This is a genomic window from Armatimonadota bacterium (assembly GCA_013359125.1).
Taxonomy (GTDB): Bacteria; Armatimonadota; Fimbriimonadia; order Fimbriimonadales; family GBS-DC; genus JABWCR01.
Map to the genome: position 1 here is coordinate 30,634 of JABWCR010000004.1, position 23,288 is coordinate 53,921.

Below are 23,288 nucleotides of genomic sequence, written 5' to 3' on the forward strand. Positions count from 1 at the left end.
AGGCTATGTGGCTCACTCGAGTTGCAATCACTCGTCCGGTTACCATCACCATGTTTATGGTGGGGATCCTGGTGTTAGGCATCTATTCGCTCGGCAAGATGAAAGTCGAGATGAACCCAAAGACCGACTTTCCCATCGTAACGGTCGCCACTAGTTATCCGGGCGCGCCGCCCGATGAGATTGAAACCCTGGTTACCAAGCCGATAGAGGACGCTGCGGGCGCTGTGAGCGGGGTCAAGTCGATCAACTCCGTGTCGCAGTACGGACTCTCGATCGTTACCGTCGAGTTTTATTTGGGCACCGACACCAACATCGCGTTTAGCGACGTTCGAGCCAAGGTGGACGCCGCGCGCGGAGAATTGCCTCGCGAAGTCTTGCCTCCGGTGGTCAGCAAATTAGACAACAACATCCAGCCGGTGCTCTATATCTCGATGACTGGCCGGCGGTCGGCAGCCGATCTGCGAGACTTGGCCGATAATGTGATCAAGGACCGTTTGGGCAATGTCTCGGGCGTGGCCAGCGTCGAAGTGGCCGGAGGCGAGCAGCGCGAAATCCAGATCACCGTCAATCGCACGCGCCTTGAAGCTTACCAACTGACCATCGGAGACGTGCAAAAGGCTATCCAAGCCGCGAGCCTAAACGTTCCAGCCGGGCAGATTACGGAAGGCGCCCAGGAGTACGGGGTGCGAATGCTCGGCGAGTTTAAGAGCATCGACGAGATTCGAGATTTGAAGCTGCCATTGCAGAACAGGCGCGATCCTAACTCTCCCGGACCGGCTATCCGCCTGAAGGACGTTGCCGATGTGCGGGATACTACCGCGGAGCGTCGAGTTTATACTCGTTTGAACGGCAAGGATAACGTGGCGATCGTTGTGCAGCAAGCCAGCGATGCCAGCGCAGTCGACGTGGCCGACGGCGTCAAAGCGGTGATTGGGGAGATTGGGCAAGAGTATCCAGACCTCCAGTTCACCTACACGCAAGACATGTCGGAGAACATCAAAGAGAGCATCTTCGATCTTCGCGTGGCGTTGTTCATGGCGGTCATTCTGGTCGTGCTGATCGTCTATCTCTTCCTATACAATCTCCGCGGCACCTTTATCGTTTCGCTCGCCATTCCGACCTGTATTTTCGCCACCTTCATCTTGATCAACTTTCTCGGCTTCTCGATCAACTTTATGACGATGATGGCGCTTTCGCTGGCTGTTGGAATCTTGGTCGATGACGCGATCGTCGTCTTAGAGAACACCTATCGGCACTTAACATTGGGCGAAGACCCGGTGCAAGCGGCCTATAACGGTCGAAGCGAGATCGGCATCGCAGCGATTACGATCACGCTCATCGACGTGGTGGTGTTTTTGCCCATCGCATTCATGGGCGGCATTACCGGTCAGTTCTTCAAGTCGTTCGGAATCACGATCGCGGCGGCCACGCTCTTTTCGCTCTTTGTCTCCTTTACCATCACGCCGATGTTGGCCAGCCGGTGGTACCGAAAGGGAGAAGGCGTCGAGGAGCCAAAGGGGTTCTTCAAGTGGTTCGATCGCAACTACCGCCGGTTCGAGCGAGGCTATCGCAGAGTGTTGGCGTTCGCGCTCAATCATCGCTGGTTCGTGGTCTTGACGGGCAACGGCGCCTTGATCGGTTTGATGGTCGTTATTGGATGGGCCGCGGCCAACGGCAAGGACTTGTTGCCTTTCCGCTTTGCGCCCGGGCAGGATCAAGGTCAGATATCCGTGCACGTCAAACTGCCGCCGGATTCTTCCCTTGCTCAGACGGACGCGGTCGTCAAGAGAATCGAGGAAGCTGCGATGGAGTTGGACGACGCGCGCTACGTCAGCTCTCGGATCGGGAGTTCGTCCACCGGCGCTTGGGGAGCGGGCGACCGAGGCCCGCAGTTTGCCGACGTGAGCGTAACGCTCCATCACAAGAAGAGCCTGCTCGATTCGATTCTCTTTTGGCAGAAGCACGACGAAGCCCTTCGCACGCGCCTGGACACCGACATTGCGGCGGAACTGCGCGAAAAGATCGGTGTGATCCCAGGCGCGCGCATCAGCGTCTCGGCCGTCAGCGGATTTGGCGGCGGATGGGGCGCGCCCATCAACATGACCCTCTCTGGAAAGGACACCGCGGCGCTTGTGCAGACCGCGGACGCCGTGAAAGCCGTCATTGCGCGGATACCGGGCATCAAAGACCCCGACCTCAGTTGGCAGTCCGGCAAGCCGGAGATCCAAGCCGCTATCGACCGAGTGAGAGCGGCGTCGCTAGGCGTCAGCTCGGCGGAGGTCGCTGGAACGTTGCGCACAGCGCTAGAAGGCAACACCGATGTCAAGTACCGCGAATTCGGGCGCGAATATCCGATCCGTATTCAGTTCCGACCGGAAGATCGCGCCGAGATCGGCCAAGTGGGCGACGTGGTTGTCTCGTATGTCGGCGGAATGCCGATTCGATTGCGCGACGTGGCTAGCATGGACGTGGCGAGCGGGCCGACCAAGATTCAGCGCAACGACCGGCAGCGCCAGATCGGCGTGCTCGCCCAGCTTCAGCCTGGCTACTCGCCCGGAAACATGGCTGTGCAAGTACGCGAAGAGCTCAGCAAGGCCAACGTCGTTCCGCCCGGGATCGCCCTAGGCTGGGAAGGCGAGAACAAGGTCATGGCCGACGAGAGCGGCTATATGGGCGCGGCGCTCATGCTCGCCTTCATCTTGGTCTACCTGCTGATGGCCGCTCTGTTCGAAAACATGCTCACCCCCCTCGTCATCATGTTCAGCCAGCCTCAGGCGCTGGTCGGCGCCCTGCTCGCGCTGATCATCACCGGCGTTGGTATGAATATCGTCGCCATGATCGGCATCATCATGCTGGTCGGCTTGGTGGGCAAGAACGCTATTCTGCTGGTCGATTACACCGGCACGCTAAGGGCGCGAGGCCTGCCCAGGCGCGAAGCCCTGTTGGAAGCCGGTCCGACGCGATTGAGACCGATCATGATGACCACTATCGCAATGGTTTTGGGCATGATGCCGATCGCGCTGGCGCTAGGACGCGGCTCGGAGTTCCGCGCGCCGCTCGGGATCGCCGTCATTGGCGGCCTGATCGTCTCGACCCTGCTGACGCTCGTTGTCATCCCGGCGACCTATACCATCCTGGACGACTTTAGCCAGTGGACAACGAGGCTGAAGAATCGCGCGCTGGGACGCACGAACGGGGAAGTCTCCTACGAATCGCTCGACGCGATCGATGAGGGGATCAAGTCGCGCGAGTAGCGGAGAAGCCTAGGCGCCTTAGATTATCCAGGGCTCGCTTCGTACTCAGAATTGTGCTACAAATCGAGAGATTCCCGTTCAGCTATAGGAAAGACCATCGGGAGGGCGAGCGTCCCCGCGAGCCGTTGTGTCGGACTCGCAAGTCTGGTCCTTGGCTCGTGGGGACGCTCGCCCTCCCAATAGCAGGCAAGTCCGATCAAGCAACTTACAGCGCAGAGGGCCGGTTTAGACGGTCGAGGGGCTCGCGTCGAAGAGTCTTCGAGCCTCGAGCCGCGGTGCGTGCAGGAACTTGAGACCCATATAATTTTGGCCTTTGTCGTCGACGCCTTGGTGAGTGATCTCGCCCGTTGCGACGACGGGAATGTCTTCTGCGAAGAGGCAATACTTGACGACGAGGCAGGCGCCGGCTTCGTAGGCATTGGGCGAGACGATTTTCATCCCGCCGTGGCTAATGTCGTGGATTTCGCCGTCGAGCCAGCCGCCCTCTTGTTGGTCCAAGTCTCGAAATGTACAGGCCACTCGGCAGGGTTGGCGGTTGCCGCGTCTGCGCTGTTGCCGCGTCATGACGGTTGAGGCCTGGACCACCAACAGGTCGTCCGAAACGCGCTTGATCAGGGTATCGACGGTATGCCGCCCTGCCGCGGTTGAAACGGTCATCTGCACCTTCTCGCCGATCGGAAAGAGGCTGGCGGCTCTGGGCAGCGAACCGATTTGGATGTGAATGCCGGCGTCATCATAGGCAACGATTTTTCCTCTGACAGATACTCCCGTTCTGATTGCCTTCACCCTCGCACTGTGCGCTGCCGCCATGTTCCGCCTCCGCTTGTTAGTTTCTTTGTTCCACATCCGAGGCGGAGATGTCTAATAGGCGAAGGTATAATTTCCGTTCTCAAAATGGAACCCTACGAGCCAGGAATCATTGAGCCGGCGCGCCAGAAACTGTGGCAAGACGCCTATCGGGCAGAGATCGAGCCCGGGCGTCCAAAGCGATATGTGCTCGAGTTCTTTCCTTATCCTTCCGGTCACGGATTGAGCGTGGGGCATTGTCGGAACTATGCGACGACCGACGCTTTGGCACGATTTTTGAGAATGTGCGGTTACAACGTGTTGCATCCGATGGGCTGGGACGCCTTTGGCCAGCCTGCGGAGATGGAGGCGATCAAGAAGGGCTCGCATCCGAAGAAGACCGTGCCGACCTACGTGGCGGAGTACAAGCGTCAGCTGGACTTGATCGGGATGTCGTACGACTGGAGCCGCGAGATCAACAGTTCGGCGCCGGAGTATTATCGCTGGACGCAGTGGATATTTTTGCAGTTGTACCGTCGGGGTTTAGCGTACCGCGCCAACGCGCCGGTCAACTGGTGTCCTAACTGTCGGATCGTGCTGGCCAACGAAGAGGTTGAGGGCGGGCTGTGCTGGCGCTGCGATACCAAGGTTGAAAAGAAGCCGCTGACGCAGTGGTTTTTTAAGATTACCGCCTATGCCGAAAGGCTCTTAAGCGGCTTGGACGGCATCGATTGGCCCGAGGGGATCAAGACGCAGCAGCGGAACTGGATCGGCCGCAGCGAGGGTGTTGAGTTTCGGCTGGAAATTGAGGGATCCGATCGCGCGCTGACGGTGTTTACGACTCGAATCGACACGGCGTTCGGGGTTACATTTGCCGTCTTGTCGCCGGAACATCCTTTGGTGTCGGTCTTGACGACCGACGAACAACGGGACTCTGTAGAAGCCTATGTGGAGACTGCTTCGCGGTTAGAAGAAAACGTTCGTATGGCGGCCAATCGCGAGCGGACGGGCGTCTTCACCGGATCGTATGCGATCAACCCGTTTAATGGCGAGCGGATTCCGATCTATGTAGCGGATTACGTGCTAATGGGCTATGGTTCGGGCGCGATTATGGCGGTGCCCGGCCATGACGAGAGAGACTTTGAGTTTGCCAAGCGGCACAGTTTGGAGATTCGTCAGGTCATCGAGTGCACAGGGTGGACGGCCGAAGAGTGGAGGGACGAATACACGGCCGATGGTTTGATGGTCAATTCGGGCGAGTTCAGCGGCCTCTCAAATCGAGAGGGGATGGTTCGAATGGCCGAGCAATTGGAGTCGCGCGGGATTGGACAGCGGAGGGTGAACTACCGTCTGCGCGATTGGCTGATCAGCCGACAGCGCTATTGGGGCGCCCCGATCCCAATCGTCCATTGCGACCAGTGCGGCGTTGTGCCTGTGCCAGAAGATCAACTGCCGGTGCTTTTGCCCGACATTGAGGAGTATCAGCCGACGAACGACGGTCGGTCGCCGTTGGCGCTGATTCCGGAGTTTGTAAACGTCTCTTGCCCTGAGTGCGGGGGCATGGCTCAGCGCGAGACGGACACAATGGGCGGTTTTGCCTGCTCCAGTTGGTACTTTTTGCGCTTTGCCGATCCGCACAACGATCACGCAGCGTTCAGCCGCGATACGGTCGATTATTGGCTGCCGGTCGATTACTATGTAGGCGGTGCCGAGCATGCGGTGATGCATCTGCTCTACGCGCGATTTTGGACCAAGTTTTTGTACGACGAGGGTTTGATCGGGTTCGATGAGCCGTTTGTGCGGTTGCGCAATCAGGGCATGCTTCAGGCATTGACGCCTTACCGCCCGCCACATGGCGAAGAGACCGTGAAACTCGGCGAGCCTGGGATACTGGTTCGTCAAGACGAGTTGGGCAGCTACGATAAGGACGACCTGATTTGGGTATGGGAGAAGATGTCCAAATCGAAGGAAAACGTCGTTACGCCGGACGAGGTTGTCGAGAAGTACGGGGCCGATACGCTACGACTTTGGGAGATGTTCGTAGCGCCTTTCGACCAGAGCGTGCAATGGGACGAGAACGGCGTGCGCGGGGTCAATCGTTACTTGCATCGGCTATGGCGATTGGCGATGGAGTTTTTGCCCAACTTCGACCGGGATTGGCGCTCTCGCGTTGGCGAGGAAGGCAAGGCGTTGCGGCACAAGACGCATGCGACGATCAAGAAGGTTCGCTCGGATCTGGAGGGTTTTCGCTTCAATACGGCTGTAGCGGCGATTATGGAATGGACGAACGAGCTGAGCGACCACATCGGTTCGGCGGGTCCTGTTGCAGTCGCGAGCGAGGCCATGGAGTCGCTGATTTTGGTTTTGGCGCCCCTTGCGCCTCACATCACGGACGAACTTTGGAGCCGGTATGGATTTGAGGGGTCGGTGCATACTCAGCCGTATCCTGAAGCGGATGAATCTCTGGCCGAGGCAGACGAGATAACCCTGATCATCCAGGTCAACGGCAAACTGCGAGATCGGATCAGCGTGCCTGCGGGCATTGACGAAGAGGAGATGCGCCAGTTAGCGCTGAACAGTCCCAAGGTCGGCGATGCGGCGCAGAACGCCAAGAAGGTGATCGTAGTGCCTGGTCGACTGGTGAATATCGTCGTTTAACTTAAACTTAACGGCTCATCGGGTACCTTTGGACCAATTGGCTAAAGGAGGCTGAGAATGTTCGGTATTCGTTCAGCAGTGATATCCATTGGTGCGGCGGCGTTGTGCCTGACCGCCGGAGCACAGTTGAAGTTCAGCGAGATTTTTATCAATCCGCCTGGCAACGACAATGGTTTTGAATACATCGAGTTGGTGAGCGACGTTCCCAATTTTCAGATGACTGGGTATTGGGTGGTGATTATCGAAGGAGACGGCACGGTTGCCGGAGTCGTCGATCAGGCGCTGAATTTGAGCGCATTCTCGACAGGATCAAACGGTATGTTCTTGTGGAGGGATGCGGAGACGGTCTTGTGCCCATCTCCGGAATCGGGCACGTCGCTCCATGTCGCGGACTTTGTCCCGGACATTGAGAACGGTACGAACACCTACCTGATCGCGCGCAATTTTACAGGTTCGGTAGGGATGGATCTGGACACCAACAACGATGGCGTGCTGGACTTGTTGCCTTGGGACGAGGTTATCGATGCCGTGGCATGGAACGAGAACGAAGCTGGCGAGAGGATGTATGCCGCACAGTTGGGCGGATTCGAGTTTCCAACCGGTTTTAACTGGACGCCCGATATCGCCTTGCGCGTGTGCGGAGAGTGGGTTCTGTCAGATACATTGGGCACGGGCCCGGGACCATGGCGGCTTGACGATGTTCGCCGGTTTCCTGCGGAAGCTCTTTGGTCTGGGTATAAGGTTACGCCAGGCTCTTACAACCCTACCATTCTAGGCGACGTGAACGGCGACGGCGTGGTGGACGACACGGACCTGGCCTTGGTGTTGGAGAGTTTTGGGAGCGACAACGCTTGCTTGACGGCGGACATCAACGGCGACGGCGTGGTGGACGACACCGATCTTGCAATCGTGCTCGAAGCGTTTGGGCTTTCCTGCGGCGAGTAGGGTTGGATGGAGGGCGGATCGAGCCGCCCTCCATCGGCAGGAACCCCAGTTTTTGTGCTGAACTTGACGCCCATGTCCGAACTTTACAATCCAGGCATGATGCCGTACATAACGGGTCTTTTGCCGGCGCGACACCCCATATTGATCGAGATGGAGGAGCGGGCTGAGAAGGACGGTTTTCCCATTGTTGGCGCTGCGAGCGGTCAGTTCTGCTACATGATCGCTAAGATGATCGGCGCGCGGAGCGTTTTCGAGTTAGGTTCGGGCTATGGGTATAGCACGGCATGGTTCGCTCGGGCGGTGAGGGAGAACGGCGGGGGCAAGGTGCATCACGTCGTCTGGCACGAGGACTTGAGCAAGGATGCACAATCGTATCTGGATCGATTGGGCTATGGCGATATGGTCGAGTATCACTTTGGCGAAGCGGTCGCCTATCTGAAGGATCAGACTGGCACGTTCGACTTGATCTTCAACGATATCGACAAGGAGGGCTATCCGGGTTCGATTCCGCTCATCAAGGAGCGTCTCAATCCGGGCGGCGTTTTGATCGTCGACAACATCTTGTGGAGCGGGCGGGTTTTCGATTCGGAGGATCAGTCGGACGCGACGGTTGCTATACGAAAGACGGCCCAGATCGTGTTCGACGATCCCGAGTTTGCCGCGAGCATTGTGCCCTTGCGAGACGGATTGTTGGTGGCGCGGTATCAGCCCAAGTGAAACGGATTCAAGCGGTTATCCGGCCGATTCGGTTTGAAGCGGTGAAGGTTGCGCTCGAGGAGATCGGCGTCCACGGTCTGTCGGTGATCGAGGCGCGGGGATTTGGCCGCCAGCAGGGGCACACGGAGAAGTATCGCGGCAGCGCGTATGCGGTGAATCTGTTGCCCAAGATCGTCTTAGAGATTGTTGCGCGCGACGACCAGGTCGATGAGACGCTGAAGGCGATCGTAGACGCGGCTCAGACCGGCGAGATCGGCGACGGCAAGATCTTTGTCAGCGATGTGGAGGAGGCTATCCGCATTCGCACCGGCGAGCGCGGCGAAGCGGCGCTTTAGGGCTGTGTCAACACCATGACGGGCACGCTGGGCAAACGAACAAAGAATCTATAGCGGTTTTCTGCGCGGTGCGTTTGGATAGAGAACTCGCAGGACGATTCTTCCGAAAGGCTAACCATTTTGATCTCGGTGGGTAAAGGCGAATCCGTTTCTAACCCATCTTCCATTGCGAAAAGCGCGTCCTCCTCTCCTTGTATCGCGGGCGCTGTTGCTTTTGACGGAATCGGGGCAATACTCTTTTTCGGCGCCTTTCGCTCTGGCTTGGTTGAAGTCAAAACGGTTTTACCGGGCTCGACAGGCTTTGGTACCGAAATATCTGCGTTCAGGCTGGTAGAGTTGGCGCTAAAGAGTTGGCTGGCGCGTTGCGCAACCGTGGTCGCGAGCGTATCGATCGCCTTCTGGCTTTGGTAGGCAAGATTCTTTGCGAAACCTCCGCTGACCAATGCCAGCAAAGCGCCGAGCATGATCACCATTATGGGCAGCCTTATTCGCTCGTTCATCTTGTCGTCTCCTGTTAGAAGGGTAAACGAACGAAGCGCTGTTTGGTTTCACCCAATTCTTTCCAGTTCCTCGCGAGGCCAGTTTGCGGCGTTGGCCCCGGCTTCGTAAGAGGACTGCAGAAAATCGAGAATCATCTGATCGGGGTCTTGGGACTTTCGCACGGCTTCGTAGGGCAACAGCGCCATTGGAGAGCCGCGGAGTTCGATCCATTGGGCTTCTTTCGGCGCAAGTTGGGAATTGGCGAAGGATTCGGGCAATGGGGCATGGTAGCAGTAGAAGGCCGGCGCTGGGTAATTGTCGTCGCCGAACCAGAATCCTGCGCTGTTGACCTCGTGCGAATAGGCTTCCTGTGTTACTTTGTCGGCATTGGGCATTGCGGGGGCTCTTTGGCCGGAAAAGCGCGCAACAGCCAGATCGAAGCTGTGCCAAAAGAACTGGACCGGGCTGGATTTGCCGATAAATCGGCCTCGGAATTGCTTGAAGACAGGCTCTATTTGCGTCAGCGTCATCCATGCACGGGTTACGGCATCGGCATCGAAGGTCGCGTGATCATGGTCGACCGGAAAGGGCGTTTTGCTCTTACAGTCGTAGGGCTTAGCGATTATGGAGACTTGAATACCCATTTCTGCGAGCGACCGAAAGAGATCTGCGTAGCAGTCTGCGATGGGGCGAGATGTTAAGGGAAGGAAAAGCGTTCGATCTGGGCTGCGCACGACGATTTGACGGTCGACGAGGTCTTGTTCGATCTCGAAGCTGCCCTCGCCATAGGGAATTGGCCCCGTCGTGATTCCCCTTGGCGAAATATAGAGGGTTGCATGCCACCAGTGGTTCATCTTTGGATGCAGTTTAAGTCGGATTTTGCCCATCATCTGGGAGACGAGTTGCCAGTAGAGTCGGCTGTCTTCCCATTCGCTCAATGGGAGATCGGGCAGGCGGCCAGCGTTCATGAGGTCAATATACCTTTCTTTCGAACAGCGAGCGAAGTTCTTGCTGGTCTTCCTTTCGAGTCGCCAAGAGGATAGCGTCTCCCGCCTGAAGGATAGTGGATCCGCGGGGAATGTAGGAATCATCGCCGCGAACAAGCAGGACGATGAGCGCCGAACGGGGAAGATTCAGTTCGACCACCTGTTTACCAACAGCAGGAGAGTTGGGCGCCAGGGTGATTTCAAGAAGGTTCTTTTCAACTTTTTTGAGGGGGATATTGGGTGGCGAATTGTCTATGACGTCCAAGGCTTTGGCGATTGGGCCGAGCAGGGTCCCTTGAATCGCAACGGAAGTCAAGACTACGAAGAAGACGAGGTGAAAGAGGGTCTGCGCTTCCGGCAATCCATAGGACATCGGAATGGTAGCGAGAATGATGGGTGTGGCGCCCCGGAGTCCTGTCCAGGAGACGAAGAGCTTATCGCGCTTTCGCAGGGACCTTTCGCCAAACAGGGAAACGAATACCGCAATAGGTCTAGCGACAAGGATCAGCACGCCTGACAAAATCACGCCAGCGGCCGCAACTTCTCCTAATTGTCTTGGGAAGACCTGAAGTCCAAAGATCAAGAACATCGTGATCTGCATGAACCAGGCGAGGCCTTCGTGAAACTGGACTAGACCGATTTTGTAAAGGAAATTGCGTCTTCCCATCGTGAGGCCGGTCAGGTAGACGGCCAGAAAACCGCTTCCGCCGATCGAGGCCGTTAGTCCGAACGATGTGATGACGAGAGCGGTAGTCGCCACGTAGTATAGACCGACGTACTCGAGCCTTAGGCGGTTGATCAACCAAACGGCGGCCAGACCGACCAACGGTCCAAGAATGGCTCCGATACTCATTTGCTGAACGAAGAGAGGCACTAGTGCGAGGATGTTCGTTTCTGGCTGAAGCATCATCTCGGTCAAGGCAATTGTCAGGAAGACTGCCATTGGATCGTTTAAGCCGGACTCAAGCTCTAGGAGAGGAGCCAGTCGTCCTTTGATACGAATGCTTCTTGCCCTTAAGACTCCAAAAACCGCCGCGGCGTCAGTCGATGCGACGATAGATCCGATGAGAAGTCCTTCGACGGGCGAGATGTTGAGCAGGTAGACGGCAGAGAAACCAACCAGCGCGGCGGTGATGACAACGCCTAAAGTGGCAAGCGATAAACCATGAGCTAGGATTGGCCTAACCGACTTCCAGTCTGTCTCAAGGCCGCCTGAGAACAGAATAATGCACAGGGCTATCGTGCCCACTGCACCAGCAAGCGGAGCGTTGTCGAAGTGGATGCCGCCTGGGCCGTCGCCACCGGCCAACATGCCCATGCCCAAGAATAGTAAGAGCGCGGGTACGCCCAATTTTGCGCTTGCCTTGCTTGCTAGCACGCCGCCAAGAATCAGGAGACCGGCTACGGCCAATCCCTGTTCTAGAGTGAATGGTAACGAAGGCATGGCTCGCTGGCGGTTCTTCAGGCCGTTCCCATAGAAAAGATTCGCTAGGCGGGCACGCGCTCCTTCTTGCAGCAACTTTCTATGGCTTCAGCCAGTATAATTGATTGTGCGCCTCGGGAGGGGCAAGGAGAACGAGCATGAACAAAGCGGCGATGGTTGGAGCATTGGCGATAGGATTGGGTCTGTGCGGAGCGTTCGGTCAGAACACGCTAAAGGTGGGGAGCGCGGCTCCCAAGCTGACGGTGGCGAAATGGGTGAAAGGCACACCGATCAAACAGTTTGACAAAGGCAAGACTTATGTCGTGGAGTTTTGGGCGACTTGGTGCGGGCCGTGCAGAACGTCGATCCCGCACATCACCGAGCTTGCGAAGAAGCATAAAGGCAAGGTCGAGGTGATCGGGGTCAGCATTTGGGAAACTCGCGATCCGAAAGACACGAGCTACTATGCGACCGTTACCGATTTTGTGGCTCAAATGGGCGATAAGATGGGTTACACGGTCGGAGTCGACGGGCCGGAAGGCACGATCGCAAAGGCGTGGATGGAGGCAGCGGGGCAGAACGGCATTCCGACCGCGTTCATCATCGACAAAACGGGCAAGATCGCATGGATCGGCCATCCGATGTCGATGGACAAGCCGTTAGAGCAGATCATTGCCGGCACGTTCGACTCGAAGGCCTACGCCAAACAGATGGAGGAAGAAGAAGCCGCACAGGGCGCCCTGATGGAGATGATGGCGGAATTGGGCGATCTGGTTCAAGCCGGAAAGCATCAGGAAGCGCTGAACAAGTTGGGCGAAGCCGAGAAGAAGCATCCCGCGATGGCCGAGCAGTTTGAGATGATCAAACTCGGCATCATGATCGAGGGAACTATGGAAGGCGCGGCGGATCAAGCGACCAAGTTGGCCGCCAAGCACAAGGACAATGCCGAAGCGCTGAACAACTATGCATGGATGATGGTAGAGGAAGAGGCCCTGACCAAGAAGCACCCGAAGGCGGCAGATGTTGCGCTGAAGATCGCTGAGGATGCCGTGAAGCTGAGCAAAGAGGGCACGAGCCATATTCTGGACACTCTGGCCATGTGCTGGTTTCGAAAGGGCGACATCGAGAAGGCGATCGAGTGGCAGACGAAGGCGATCGAGCAGGGCACAAAGGAAAAGGCCGATCCGGAGTTGATACAAGAGATGACGGAGCGGCTGAAGATGTTCAAGTCGAAGCGGACGAACTAATCGGCTTCGAACCAAAGGCACTTAAGATATAGGCTCTCGGGAAACTGCACGAGGTGCGGATGATCGGGAGCCTGTATCGTTATGTCCCGCAGAAACAGTCGGCGGCCCCGGTCTGACGCGGCCAACCGCGCCGATTCGATCACGCCTTCGGCGCTCAGTTGATAGGAGCAGCTGCAGGCAACGATCTTGCCGTTCGGTTTCAGCCGAGGCAGCGCGTTGTAGATCAGCTTCCAGATGGCCCACTTGAGCGAGCTTTTGCCCGTGCGGGACTTGGCGATGGCAGGCGGATCGAGGATAATCCAGTCGTATTTTTCGCTGCTCGCCTCTAACCACTCGAATGCGTTTCCAACGATGAACTCCGCCTTGAGATTGTTGCGGTCGGCGTGTTGGTTGGCAAGTTCGATGGCTTCGGGAAGGATATCGACGCCAACGACCGTTGCGCCAGCGCGAGCGGCATAGAGGCTCATGGCGCCGGTGTAGCAAAAGAGGTCGGCGACCGATTCGCCGGGCTTTACTTCGGTTTCAAACTTTCGGCGGGTCTCGCGCTGGTCGAGATAGAAGCCTGTCTTGAGACCCTGGGCGAAGGGGGCATTGAACTCGAACCCCGATTCTTGAAAGTCAACGGTTTCGCCCGGCTCGCCCCAAATTGGGCCGAAGAATGGTTGAAGGCCTTCTTCTTCGCGCCCAGCCATGTCGCTCCGTTCGTATATGCCGCGCGGATTGAATACGCTCGCAAGCGCTTCGAGCCAAAGAGGCTTGAGGCGATCTATTGCAGCGGTGCGAGATTGGACGACCAAGACGTCTGCATATTGATCGATTATGAGGCCTGGCAGCCCGTCTGCTTCGGAGAACACGACGCGCATCGCATTCGTTTCGGAAATCCAACGTGCGCGATTCTCCTTGGCCAATTCAATGCGTTCTGCGAAGAAGCCAAGGTCGATTGGACGTTCGATCAGCGAGAATATGCGAAGCGGGAAGCGGCTCTTGCCGTTGAAGCTGGCGATGGCGACGAACTGGCCGTTTGAATCGGTAACCCTCACAATGTCGCCCGGCTTTGGGTCGTCGTTGACGAAGAGGATCTCGCCTCTTTGCACCCACGGGTAGAAGCCGCGCAGTTTCTTGTCTCGCCCTCGTTTGAGGCGGACTTCAGCGTGCATGGACAAGCCTCAATGTTCGGTCGGCAAGGCCGGAGATTCGGAGTTCGGCCATACCGAACAGACCGGTCGCAAGGCGGTCTTTTAGGGGTTTAGTCCAGCGTTTCGGCAGATTCGAGGCTCCCAGCGATGCGCCGAGAATGCTGCCGACCGTTGCCGCGTTGCAATCGGTGTCGAGTCCCATTTCGACGGCAAGGCCGACACAGCGCGAGAAGTCCGGCCAGCCCCAAAGCAGCGCAATGAGCGCGATGGCATCGTTGTTGACAGCGTGCACCCAATGGTATTGGCCAAAAAAGGATCGGTCAATCGCGTCTCGAGCGTCTTGGGCAGACAGTCCCTGCTTGTGCCACTCCAGCACGGCGGCGACCATGGCCGCGTGGCGAGAATCCTTTGGCGTAACGGCAATGCCTGCCTTTAGAATCTGAAAGATGTCGTCGGTAACGAACGCCTTTGCGATGGCGGCGGCAAAGAACATCGCGCTGTAGACGCCGTTTTTAACGTGGCTGAGGGTTGCGTCTTTGTAAGCAAGTTCGGCCGCCCGAGCGGGGTTGCCCGGATGGGCGTAGGCGTAAGCGTCAACCCGAATACGCGCACCGATCCATTCTCGATAGGGGTTCATAAAGGTCGCCGGGTCTTCTTCGTCGTTGACGATGTTCTTGTAGGCAACGCGCTCCGCAGTGTAGGTTTGATAGTAGGGCAGGTAAGTCAGCCAGCCTTCAGCAACGTTCTCGGTCGTCAACTTTGCCCCGTGCTTTTCAAGAAGAAGAAGGCCGAGCACGCTATAGTCCGTGTCGTCGTCTCTTTCTGCACGATGAAACGAGCCTTTAGTACAGTAAAGGTAAGGGTTTGGGATTCTCTTGGGGCGTTTTCTCGATTCGGCCGGCAGGTAGTCCTCTACGCGGTCAAGACCGGCGCCTGCTATGTACTCCGCGATCTGTCGTCTGGACCAGCCTTCGACCGGTTTGCCGGCCATGCATCCGGCACAACGGCCCAGCCAGGCGCCGAGCATCTGATCGGGCAGGCGATTGGGATCTGGCTTCTCGTTGCGGGGCTTGCGTTGGACAATGTCGCCCCATGCCGAGGGTTCAATAAAGGGCCAATCGCGTTTTTGGCGCATGGTAGAGAGTTCGCGGTAGAGCCCCATCGCCTCGTCGAATTGGACGGCGCGTTCCACGCGCTCAGCGATCCAAAACGTGTCCGCTCCTTCTTCCGTTTTCTGTCTCAGTTCGGCGCAGAGCAGTTCCAGCAGGGCGTCCACGTCTCGCATTGGCTTTATGTTCGGGGCCGGAAGGTTCTTACCTGCCTATGCTACAATTCCGCCCATGATAGTTTCAGACCGGTTGAGCAAACGATACGGCAGCGTTCAGGCGGTTCGTTCGCTGAGTCTGACGGTCGATGCGGGGGAGATTTACGGGTTTTTGGGTCCCAATGGCGCGGGCAAGACCACCACGATTAAGATGTTGACGGGATTGTTGAGGCCGACAGAAGGTTCGGCGCGAGTTGGCGGCTTCGATTTGGAGAGTCAGCCCGTACAGGCGAAGCGTCTGATCGGGTTTGTGCCGGACAATCCGTTTCTTTATGAAAAATTGACCGGTAGAGAGTACTTGCGGCTGACGGGCGACTTATGGGGCGTTGACGGCGAGGGTCGAGAAGAGCGGATTGCGGCGCTGTTAGAGGAGTTTGAGCTTACGGAGAAGGCCGATTCGATCATACAAAGCTACTCGCGAGGGATGAGGCAAAAGACGGCATTAGCGGCGGCGCTGTTGCATTCGCCGAAGGCGCTGTTTTTGGACGAGCCGACGGTGGGACTGGACCCTAAGGGGGCGCGTCTGCTTAAGGACACATTGTTGAAATTGGCGGATGCTGGCGCAGCGGTGTTCATTTCGACGCACATCCTGGAGATTGCAGAGCAACTCTGCGATCGCGTCGGTATTGTGCGCGATGGCGAGTTGATCGCCGAAGGAGAGCCTCGCGAGCTGCTGACAAACTCGAACAATGCCTCTTTGGAAGAACTCTTTCTTGAGCTGACCGAGTCGGCAATGGCGCTGGAGCTGGCCGAGTAGATGCCGATCGTGTGGAGCGGAGACAGCGCTAAGTGGTTAGTCGCGCTGGGCGGGCTGAACTGCATTTTGATCTTCGTTTGGTTCGTGCATCATCTGAGAATTCAGCGCGGGCAGGCTGGATTGCTGGCCAGGCGGTGGAGTTTGGTGGATTTGGCGGCCGCGGTGCAGTTTGCCTTGGTCATACTGGCTGGAATTGGAATCGCGGCAGCGATCTTGCTCAGGCCTGTGCTACAAGATGCGTCGGAGCCGTTAGGCGCTCGAGAATTGGCTTTCTTGGCGATCATGACTTTGGCACAGTTCGGCGTCTTGGCCGGCGCCGCTATCGTGCTGTGCGCAGGCAAGTACCAGATGACTTGGTCCGCGTTCGGTCTAGACCGGCTGAACTCGTCGCGGTTGGCTTTGGGGGCCCTATACGGAGTTGGGGCGTTGGCGGCTTCCGCAATCTCTATCCGCATTTTTGAAGCGATCGACAAGGGGCCGCTGGGCAATCCGTTTACGCGCGATATAGCGAGCGATCCATCGGCTCAGGCGGTTCAAGAGTTTGCGGCCCGAGCGATGGACAGTCCGATCTTTGTGCTCGCGATAGTCGCGGTGGTTGCAGGGCTTGCGCCGTTTTGCGAGGAGTTGTTCTTTCGAGGCCTGCTGTTGCGCAGTTTTTCTGCGCGGATGGGGCGAGGCTTTGGCATTCTGATCTCGTCGCTGATCTTTGCCGCGGCGCACGGGTCGGCGGTCGGGTTCGTGCCTCGGTTTATCATGGGAGCGCTGTTCGCCAGCGTTACATTGCGCACGGGTTCGCTGTGGCCTGCAATCGTTGCCCATGCAGCAAACAACTCGGTCGCGCTCTTTGCATTGATGCAGTAGACTATCGTCCATGCGATTTTTCCTTTTTGAGGACGATGAAGGCGCTGCGATCGGGGTCGAGTTTGAGGGCGCGCACTACCGAGCGGGCGACATAGCAACCACTTCGCGGCCCGAAGAGTGGCTCCAAGCGCTCAGCTTGCTGATGTTGACCAATCCGCGCGGCCTGCCGGAGATCGATGCGAGCGAGATTCGGTTCTTGCCTGCAGTTCTCAACCCATCGAAGGTGATTGCGATCGGGTTGAACTACCGAGACCATTGCAAGGAGCAGGGCTTGCCGGAACCTGAGTTTCCGACGGTTTTCGCAAAGTACCCTTCGTCTTTGACCGGTCATCGGACCGAAGTTCGGTATCCAAAGGCGACCAGCGCATTAGACTACGAAGCAGAATTAGGAATCGTGATTGGGAAGACTGCACAAAACGTAACCGTGGACGACGCGGCCGGGCACATTGCCGGCTATGCGATCGTTAACGACCTGACGGCAAGGGATTTGCAAAAGTTGGAGAAGCAGTTTGTAAGGGCCAAGTCGTTTGATGGCTTCGCGCCCTGCGGACCCTATCTCGTTCCAGCGCGAAATGTGCCCGATCCGATGAAGTTAGCGATTCGATTGTGGGTCAACGACGAGCTTCGACAGTCGTCGAGCACGTCGGAGATGGTGTTTGGTGTCAACCAGTTGGTTTCGCACCTGTCTCAAGGGGCGACGCTACTGCCGGGCGATCTGATCATTACCGGGACTCCGGCCGGGGTTGGATTCTATCGAGAGCCGCAGGGGTTGTTGAAGCCGGGCGACCGTGTGCGGATCGAACTGGACGGGCTTGGCGTTTTAGAGAACGCCATTGTGGATTAGGCGCTCTTGCCCCAATCGGAAACGAACCAGCCGGTTAGCAGTCCCGCGAACACCACATTGCCGCCAAAGAGCAACGTAGCGCCGAAAGCCTGAAAATAAGCGACCGCGAAGAGGATCGCAAAGAGACCGGCGGCTCCGTAGGCCTTGTTGAGCGATGGGCTGCCGCCTCCGTGAATGGTTGAGATCAGGGCGTAGATTGCGGCGGACAAAGGAAAGCACAACAGGGCGATGAGCGCCAAGATTAGACCCGGACCCTTAATGGGCAGGGCGTCCTGCACGGCTTGCACCCAGCCGGACGCCGACATGAGCACGCCTAGCAACAGGCCGCAGATCGCCATGTAAAGAAGCAGGTTGGAGCTCCACGCGCCGATGCCCGCGCTGCCAATGGCTTGGCCGGGCGCCAACAGCGCCATAAAGACGGTGAAGAGGCAGCCGGAGAAGCCGATGATCTGGGCAGCCATTTTGACGCCGTCCGCTGCAGGAGCGATCGGCGTTGCGGGTTCGGCTGCCCGAGTCTTGGCCAATCGGGTGAACTTCTTTTGCAGCGAGTCGTTGTTCGGGTCGAGTTGCAGAGCGATTGTGTAGGAGGAAAGCGCGAGTTCAGACTTGCCTTGTATCCGATAGACATCGCCAACGATGGTATGAGCGAGCGCCGAGCGAGGCTGTATCTTCGCGGCGGCTTTGGCTTTGGCGAGCGCCTCGAAGAAGCGCCCGGCGACGAAGGCGAGTTCGGCCTCGTGGAGCAGGCGTTTGTACTCCTCGCCCTTGTTCGGTTGGCTTTGCGTTGGTCGCGGCTTCGGCTTTGGCGGCCGTTGGTTCATCTGTAGCAGCGCATCGAACTGCTTTCTTCGCTCTGGATTGCTGAGAACCTGATAGGCTTCTTGGACTCTAAGGAACTGTTCTTTGGCGGCGCTGGACGGATTGACGTCCGGGTGAAACTGGCGCGCTAGCTCGCGGTACTTAGCGCGGATTTCATCTTGGGTCGCCTGACGGCTGAGGCCGAGCGTCTTGTAATGGTCGGTCATTATTCCCCAGCGCCTTGGAATATTTGCGCGAAGTAGCCGCTATAGAAGGAGATAACGATGTAGCCGACATAAATCGCGGCGGCCAAGAGCGCCACGATGCCAAGGATGGTGGCGGCCTGATGACTGCCGACCTCGCTTTCGGCCTCATAGAACTCGGCGACCTTGTTGACCATTGAATCCAATGAGCCGGTCTGTTCGCCCGTAGCGACCATATCGATCACCATGGGCGGGAACACGCCCGTGGCCGCGATGCTCTCGGCAATCCCTGCTCCTGATTCCAGTTTTGTGGCAACGGGCGAGATGCTGGCTGCCAGGTACTCGTTGCCGGAGGCTTCCGCAGAAATACGTATGGCATGGGTGATGGGCACGCCTGCGGCATAGAGGGCGCCCAACGCCCGTCCAAATCGAGCGAGGCAGATTTGGCGAAGAGTCTTTCCGATCCAGGGAAGCGAAATCAAAATCGCGTCGATGGCGCGGCGAATGGTCATGCTTTGGGTTGCAATCCGCCAGGCAGCCCAAACAGCGAAGAGAACTCCAAAGATTTTGAGAAAGGTCATAGCCATTTGGATCGCGAACTCGCCAGGCGGCATTCCCTGGCCAGTGATCATATAAATGATCGGGCCGGGAAGAGCAGGAATGATGAGCGCCATGAACATGACCAATTTTGGGTAGAACGTGAGGCGGCGTATCAGTCGGCGCAAGGCTAATTCGCGCTCCAGGTACTCTGCGATCTGCCGCGAGGCGCTTTCTAGCAATCCGCCTTCGACGCCTACTCGGATGATTGCGCGCTGCACCTTGCTAAAGATGTGCGGATGTCGGTCGAAAGCCTCGGCCAGATTCTCGCCGCCCATGACTGAATCTCGGATATTGAGCAGCGCTCGACGCAGTTTGACGTTGCCCGCCTGATTGCTCAATGTGTACAGCACTTGAACCAAGGGGACGCCTGCCGCGATCATGGTGGCGAATTGTCGGAAGAAGATGGCGAGATGGTGAAGGCCGACGCCGCCGAAGAGCGGTCGGACGACGCGGTCTCGGGCGGCTGTAGCGGCTGTTACCGGCTCGGCATCGGCGTACATTTCGAGCGGCCAGAAGCCCATGCCTCGCACTTGGTCGTTGGCGTCGAGGCGCGATGCGGCAAACACGGAGCCTTGCACCGTGTTGCCCTCTTGATCTCGCGCAATGTATCGAAAGACCGCCATAATGAGCGTCCGTGGCGATAATTATGCATCAAAGGGCGCACCGATGATCTTTTGGGTCAAGCAACGGCCTCTTCTTGCGGCGGTTCTGATGGCGAGCGTGCTGCTGTACGATTTGCCTAGAGAAGTTTCTCTGGCGGCGGCTGCTAGCGCATTGTCCGCTTTAATTTTTGGGGGTCTTGCACTGGGGCCGATTGCAGGATCCCGGACATTTCTGAACGAGATGCGCAGGTTGTTTGCGAATGCCCCATTGAAGACGGCTACGGTCGCAGGGCTGTTTGCAGCCTTGGTCGAGGAGCCATTGTTTCGGTTGGCGATTCAAGACCGTTTTGGTCTTGTCGCGGCTTTGTTCGCATTCTGGGCGCTCCATTTGCGGCCCGGGTTTCCAATAGCCTCTTTGACGGCGGCTGTCCCAGCAACGATTTTGGCGCTTTCTTACGAACTGGCTGACGACTTTTGGGCGAACGCTATCGCGCACGGCGTCTTTGATTTTGGTGCAGCGCTGTCGATTGGGACTTTCCTTCGTCGTCAAGATCCGCGCGAACGGGATTCTGCAAAAATGTAGCACAATTTTGAGTACGAATCAACCCTGGAGCGCATTGGTTTGCCGAGGCCAAGGACAAGGGAAGCCACCCGGAAGGGTGGCGTTCCAAATCCGAACTTTATGTTATGAACGGCGTCGGCGTTTGGCAAAGGCTCCGCCGACCAGTCCCAAGGCCAGAATAGCGATGCTGGACGGCTCTGGCACCGGGCCGAACGTTAGGCCGGAGACGCCTCGCTGCCCCATGCTGCCGACCAGGGTCTCGGTACCCAGCAACGGATCGATGATATAAAGTTCAGAATCGAAGTTCGTCCCCGTCGTGTCGTGCGCGTGGCTGGCGTAGAAAACGTCAAAACGCGGCAGAATCGTGAGCGCGGGGTAGACGCGCTGCAGGTTGACCACGTTCGAGATCGCTCCCGTGCCGGTGTCTATCCGGAAGAGCGCGCGGGGACCATTTAGGTTGATTCCCCACAGGTTGTCGAAGGTATCGAAAGCCAAAGCATCGACATCCCACGCAACGGCAGAATTGCCATACGGAACGACTGTCGCGACGTTGCCGTTGGTCAGGTTCATCTCTCCAAACGACTCGGCGGCAATGTCGGCGTCGGTCGAGATCGAGGCGATCGTACGGTCGCGGCTATCCGCGGCCAGGGCTTCTATGTAAGGAAACTGACCGGGATTGAGTTCGACCTCGCTGCCGGGATCAAAGTCGAAACGCAAAATCTTTCCGCCAGCGTAGGACGCATAGAAGTGGCTGCCGACAAACTCGAGACTGTCAAAGTTCTGGTACTGCGCGGGGAGTTGCCTGAGCAAGGTCGAACTTCCGTCCGATCGATTGATCTCGAGCAATTTTCCGTCGTGGGTAATGCCGTACATAAGGAACCGATCGGTGGCGAAGGCAGTTAAGGATAGACACAGCGTGAGGCAGACGAGCAAGATTCTGCGAAGCATGGCACAGCCTCCTTTCAAATTGAATCGACCCCGTAAATATACCTCTTGGCGAAGGTATAATCGGGGCGCTTGGAACCTAAAGATGCGTCCGAGCATAATATGGGGTGGAGGTGAACGATGTCGTTAGCAGCTCCCATGACGAATGCCGAATGGCAAGACAAGGTTATCAATTCAGCGACTCCGACATTAGTGGACTTTTGGGCGGAGTGGTGCGGCCCGTGCAAACAGATCGCGCCCGAAGTGGACAAAGTCGCCGAGAAGTACTCGGGGAAGCTGAACGTTTATAAGGTCGATGTCGATACAGAGGGCGCTCTGGCCGGCCAGTACGGAGTGATGAGCATTCCAACTCTGTTGGTCTTTAAGGGCGGCCAAGTGGTAGAGCAGATCGTCGGCTTTCATTCGGCCGATCAGATCGCTTCGAAGATAAGCAAGCACGTCGAGTAATCAGGTTAAGCGCCGCCTGTCGGTTCTGGCACGGCGGCGCTTTCAGCAAACCCCTTTCCTCCGTCCAGCCTGGTAACGCAAGCCGCGATCGTGATGTCTCCTGTAACATTCAGGACTGTTCGGGACATGTCGAGAATGCGGTCGATTCCTAAGACGATGGCGATCGACTCGGGCGGGGCTCCGGTCATCCCGACGATGAGCGCGATCATGGGCCAAGCGCCGCCCGGAACGCCGGCAGTGCCGACTCCGGCCAGAATCGCAAGCCCCATCACCTGAAACTGCATTTCTAGAGAGAGGTCTCCGCCAAAGAGCTGCGCCAAAAACAGCACGGTAACCCCTTCGAACAGCGCCGTGCCGTTTTGATTGGCCGTTGCGCCGACGGTGAGCACGAAGGAGCTGATGTTGCGCGGCAGGCCGACATCGACCTCGGCCGATCGGAGCGCGGTCGGAAGGGTCGCGTTGCTGCTGCTGGTGGCAAATGCGGTGAGCATGACGGTGCGAATTTGGCGAAAGAACTCCAGCGGGTTTCGACGAGCGATGAACTTAAGAGCGAGGCTGTAGACGCCGAACTGGTGAAGCGCAAGCGTTGCCAGCACGACGGCGACATACTTGCCAAGCGGCAGAAAAAGGCTAAGCCCAACAATCGCAGTGGTATGGAAAATGAGCGCAAAGACACCGATGGGCGCCAGTTTCATGGCGAACTCGATCACTTTCAGCGAGATTTCGAAGAGGCCCGCCATAAAACTCTTGATGGGCGCGACTTTGTCTCCGGCGGCGGCGTTCATGGCCAAGCCGAAGACAACTGCGAAAAACATGAGCGGCAAGAGGCCGCCTTCCAATGCTCGATTCGCTTCGGCCAACGGGTTGCGCGGTATGAACTCGACGATAACCTGCATAAAGGTCTTGCTTTCGGATTTGGCCGTTTCGACATGCTTAGTGGCGTCTGCTTTGAAGCCGCTGGCTTCCAACAGTTCTTCTCGTTTTTCGGTCGAGATGCCATCGCCTGGTCGAACCCAGTTGACCGCGGTTACTCCGATGACGACGGCTGTGCCACTGAGCAAGAGGGTCAGGAGCAGGGAGTAGACGCCGACGCGACCAACCTTTCGGGCATCGCCGATCTCGCAGACGCCGAGCGTAAGCGCAGAAAATAAAAGGGGAACCACGATCATGAAGATCATTCTCATAAAGGCGTCGCCAACTGGGCGCACGTAGCCTTCGGAGAACGTCTTAAGGGCTGCCTGGTCTGGGTAGAAGCTTTGCGCGAGGGTTCCTACCACGGCTCCCAGCAAGAGGCTGAGCAAGATCTTGCCGTGCAGAGGAAGTTTCCTGAAGCTCATAGACAGCGGGCTATTCGGCGATCGTACTTGCGTTCCTGCAA

The 23,288-nt window shown here is 57.4% G+C and carries 21 protein-coding genes; 11 read left to right on the plus strand and 10 right to left on the minus strand.

Annotated features, from left to right (window positions below; genetic code table 11):
* Positions 1 to 5: 5 nt before the first annotated feature.
* The gene (locus HUU60_03195) at positions 6 to 3,254 is read left to right on the plus strand and encodes an efflux RND transporter permease subunit (protein NUL81712.1); all 3,249 of its coding nucleotides are present in this window, start codon (positions 6 to 8) and stop codon (positions 3,252 to 3,254) included.
* 225 nt (positions 3,255 to 3,479) lie between these two features.
* Here the strand turns inward: HUU60_03195 and HUU60_03200 are convergent, their stop codons facing one another.
* The gene (locus tag HUU60_03200; GenBank protein NUL81713.1) at positions 3,480 to 4,064 is read right to left on the minus strand and encodes a PilZ domain-containing protein; all 585 of its coding nucleotides are present in this window, start codon (positions 4,062 to 4,064) and stop codon (positions 3,480 to 3,482) included.
* Between the two features lie 84 nt (positions 4,065 to 4,148).
* On the opposite strand from HUU60_03200, the gene HUU60_03205 reads away from it, so the two are divergent.
* From HUU60_03205 to HUU60_03220, 4 genes are all read left to right on the plus strand, one after another.
* Positions 4,149 to 6,698, plus strand: a complete 2,550-nt coding sequence (locus HUU60_03205; GenBank protein NUL81714.1) for a leucine--tRNA ligase — start codon at positions 4,149 to 4,151, stop codon at positions 6,696 to 6,698.
* A gap of 57 nt (positions 6,699 to 6,755) precedes the next feature.
* Entirely contained in the window at positions 6,756 to 7,643 is an 888-nt protein-coding gene (locus HUU60_03210) for a hypothetical protein (protein ID NUL81715.1), read from the plus strand.
* A 72-nt stretch (positions 7,644 to 7,715) separates the two neighbouring features.
* Positions 7,716 to 8,360, plus strand: a complete 645-nt coding sequence (locus tag HUU60_03215; protein NUL81716.1) for an O-methyltransferase — start codon at positions 7,716 to 7,718, stop codon at positions 8,358 to 8,360.
* Positions 8,357 to 8,695: a P-II family nitrogen regulator gene (locus HUU60_03220; protein ID NUL81717.1), complete on the plus strand. Its 339-nt coding sequence runs from the start codon at positions 8,357 to 8,359 to the stop codon at positions 8,693 to 8,695. The genes HUU60_03215 and HUU60_03220 overlap by 4 nt, the downstream gene beginning before the upstream one ends.
* Here the strand turns inward: HUU60_03220 and HUU60_03225 are convergent.
* From HUU60_03225 to HUU60_03235, 3 genes are all read right to left on the minus strand, one after another.
* Positions 8,692 to 9,168 (minus strand): hypothetical protein, encoded by a 477-nt coding sequence (locus HUU60_03225; protein ID NUL81718.1) that lies wholly within the window; start codon positions 9,166 to 9,168, stop codon positions 8,692 to 8,694. The two genes, HUU60_03220 and HUU60_03225, sit on opposite strands and share 4 nt — an antisense overlap.
* Positions 9,169 to 9,243: 75 nt before the next feature.
* Positions 9,244 to 10,143, minus strand: a complete 900-nt coding sequence (locus HUU60_03230; protein NUL81719.1) for a hypothetical protein — start codon at positions 10,141 to 10,143, stop codon at positions 9,244 to 9,246.
* 4 nt (positions 10,144 to 10,147) lie between these two features.
* On the minus strand, positions 10,148 to 11,605 hold the full coding sequence (locus HUU60_03235) for a potassium/proton antiporter (GenBank protein NUL81720.1): 1,458 nt from the start codon (positions 11,603 to 11,605) through the stop codon (positions 10,148 to 10,150).
* Between the two features lie 137 nt (positions 11,606 to 11,742).
* Between HUU60_03235 and HUU60_03240 the strand changes: the two genes are divergently transcribed.
* Positions 11,743 to 12,831: a redoxin family protein gene (locus HUU60_03240; GenBank protein ID NUL81721.1), complete on the plus strand. Its 1,089-nt coding sequence runs from the start codon at positions 11,743 to 11,745 to the stop codon at positions 12,829 to 12,831.
* Here the strand turns inward: HUU60_03240 and HUU60_03245 are convergent.
* The gene (locus tag HUU60_03245) at positions 12,828 to 13,988 is read right to left on the minus strand and encodes a class I SAM-dependent rRNA methyltransferase (GenBank protein ID NUL81722.1); all 1,161 of its coding nucleotides are present in this window, start codon (positions 13,986 to 13,988) and stop codon (positions 12,828 to 12,830) included. The genes HUU60_03240 and HUU60_03245 overlap by 4 nt on opposite strands.
* Complete coding sequence (locus HUU60_03250; protein NUL81723.1) at positions 13,978 to 15,252, minus strand: ADP-ribosylglycohydrolase family protein; 1,275 nt, start codon at positions 15,250 to 15,252, stop codon at positions 13,978 to 13,980. The genes HUU60_03245 and HUU60_03250 overlap by 11 nt, the downstream gene beginning before the upstream one ends.
* Before the next feature lie 55 nt (positions 15,253 to 15,307).
* On the opposite strand from HUU60_03250, the gene HUU60_03255 reads away from it, so the two are divergent.
* Genes HUU60_03255 through HUU60_03265 form a run of 3 tightly spaced genes read left to right on the plus strand, consistent with a single transcriptional unit; the run spans position 15,308 to position 17,753 of the window.
* On the plus strand, positions 15,308 to 16,048 hold the full coding sequence (locus HUU60_03255; GenBank protein ID NUL81724.1) for an ABC transporter ATP-binding protein: 741 nt from the start codon (positions 15,308 to 15,310) through the stop codon (positions 16,046 to 16,048).
* Positions 16,049 to 16,909, plus strand: coding sequence for a CPBP family intramembrane metalloprotease (locus HUU60_03260; protein ID NUL81725.1), 861 nt, complete (start codon positions 16,049 to 16,051; stop codon positions 16,907 to 16,909).
* Positions 16,910 to 16,919: 10 nt separating this feature from the next.
* Positions 16,920 to 17,753, plus strand: coding sequence for a fumarylacetoacetate hydrolase family protein (locus tag HUU60_03265; GenBank protein ID NUL81726.1), 834 nt, complete (start codon positions 16,920 to 16,922; stop codon positions 17,751 to 17,753).
* Here the strand turns inward: HUU60_03265 and HUU60_03270 are convergent.
* Positions 17,750 to 18,778, minus strand: coding sequence for a DnaJ domain-containing protein (locus tag HUU60_03270; protein ID NUL81727.1), 1,029 nt, complete (start codon positions 18,776 to 18,778; stop codon positions 17,750 to 17,752). The genes HUU60_03265 and HUU60_03270 overlap by 4 nt on opposite strands.
* Positions 18,778 to 19,977, minus strand: a complete 1,200-nt coding sequence (locus HUU60_03275) for a type II secretion system F family protein (protein ID NUL81728.1) — start codon at positions 19,975 to 19,977, stop codon at positions 18,778 to 18,780. The genes HUU60_03270 and HUU60_03275 overlap by 1 nt, the downstream gene beginning before the upstream one ends.
* 1 nt (position 19,978) lies before the next feature.
* On the opposite strand from HUU60_03275, the gene HUU60_03280 reads away from it, so the two are divergent.
* Positions 19,979 to 20,539 (plus strand): CPBP family intramembrane metalloprotease, encoded by a 561-nt coding sequence (locus HUU60_03280; GenBank protein ID NUL81729.1) that lies wholly within the window; start codon positions 19,979 to 19,981, stop codon positions 20,537 to 20,539.
* 102 nt (positions 20,540 to 20,641) lie between these two features.
* Here the strand turns inward: HUU60_03280 and HUU60_03285 are convergent, their stop codons facing one another.
* On the minus strand, positions 20,642 to 21,466 hold the full coding sequence (locus HUU60_03285; GenBank protein NUL81730.1) for a PEP-CTERM sorting domain-containing protein: 825 nt from the start codon (positions 21,464 to 21,466) through the stop codon (positions 20,642 to 20,644).
* Positions 21,467 to 21,583: 117 nt separating this feature from the next.
* Here HUU60_03285 and trxA point away from each other — a divergent pair, with 117 nt between their 5' ends.
* Positions 21,584 to 21,910 carry a thioredoxin gene (gene trxA, locus HUU60_03290; GenBank protein NUL81731.1) on the plus strand — a complete coding sequence of 109 codons (327 nt, stop codon included), beginning with the start codon at positions 21,584 to 21,586 and terminating at the stop codon, positions 21,908 to 21,910.
* Positions 21,911 to 21,915: 5 nt separating this feature from the next.
* On the opposite strand, the gene HUU60_03295 is transcribed toward trxA, so the two are convergent.
* On the minus strand, positions 21,916 to 23,247 hold the full coding sequence (locus tag HUU60_03295) for a dicarboxylate/amino acid:cation symporter (GenBank protein ID NUL81732.1): 1,332 nt from the start codon (positions 23,245 to 23,247) through the stop codon (positions 21,916 to 21,918).
* Between the last annotated feature and the right edge of the window lie 41 nt (positions 23,248 to 23,288).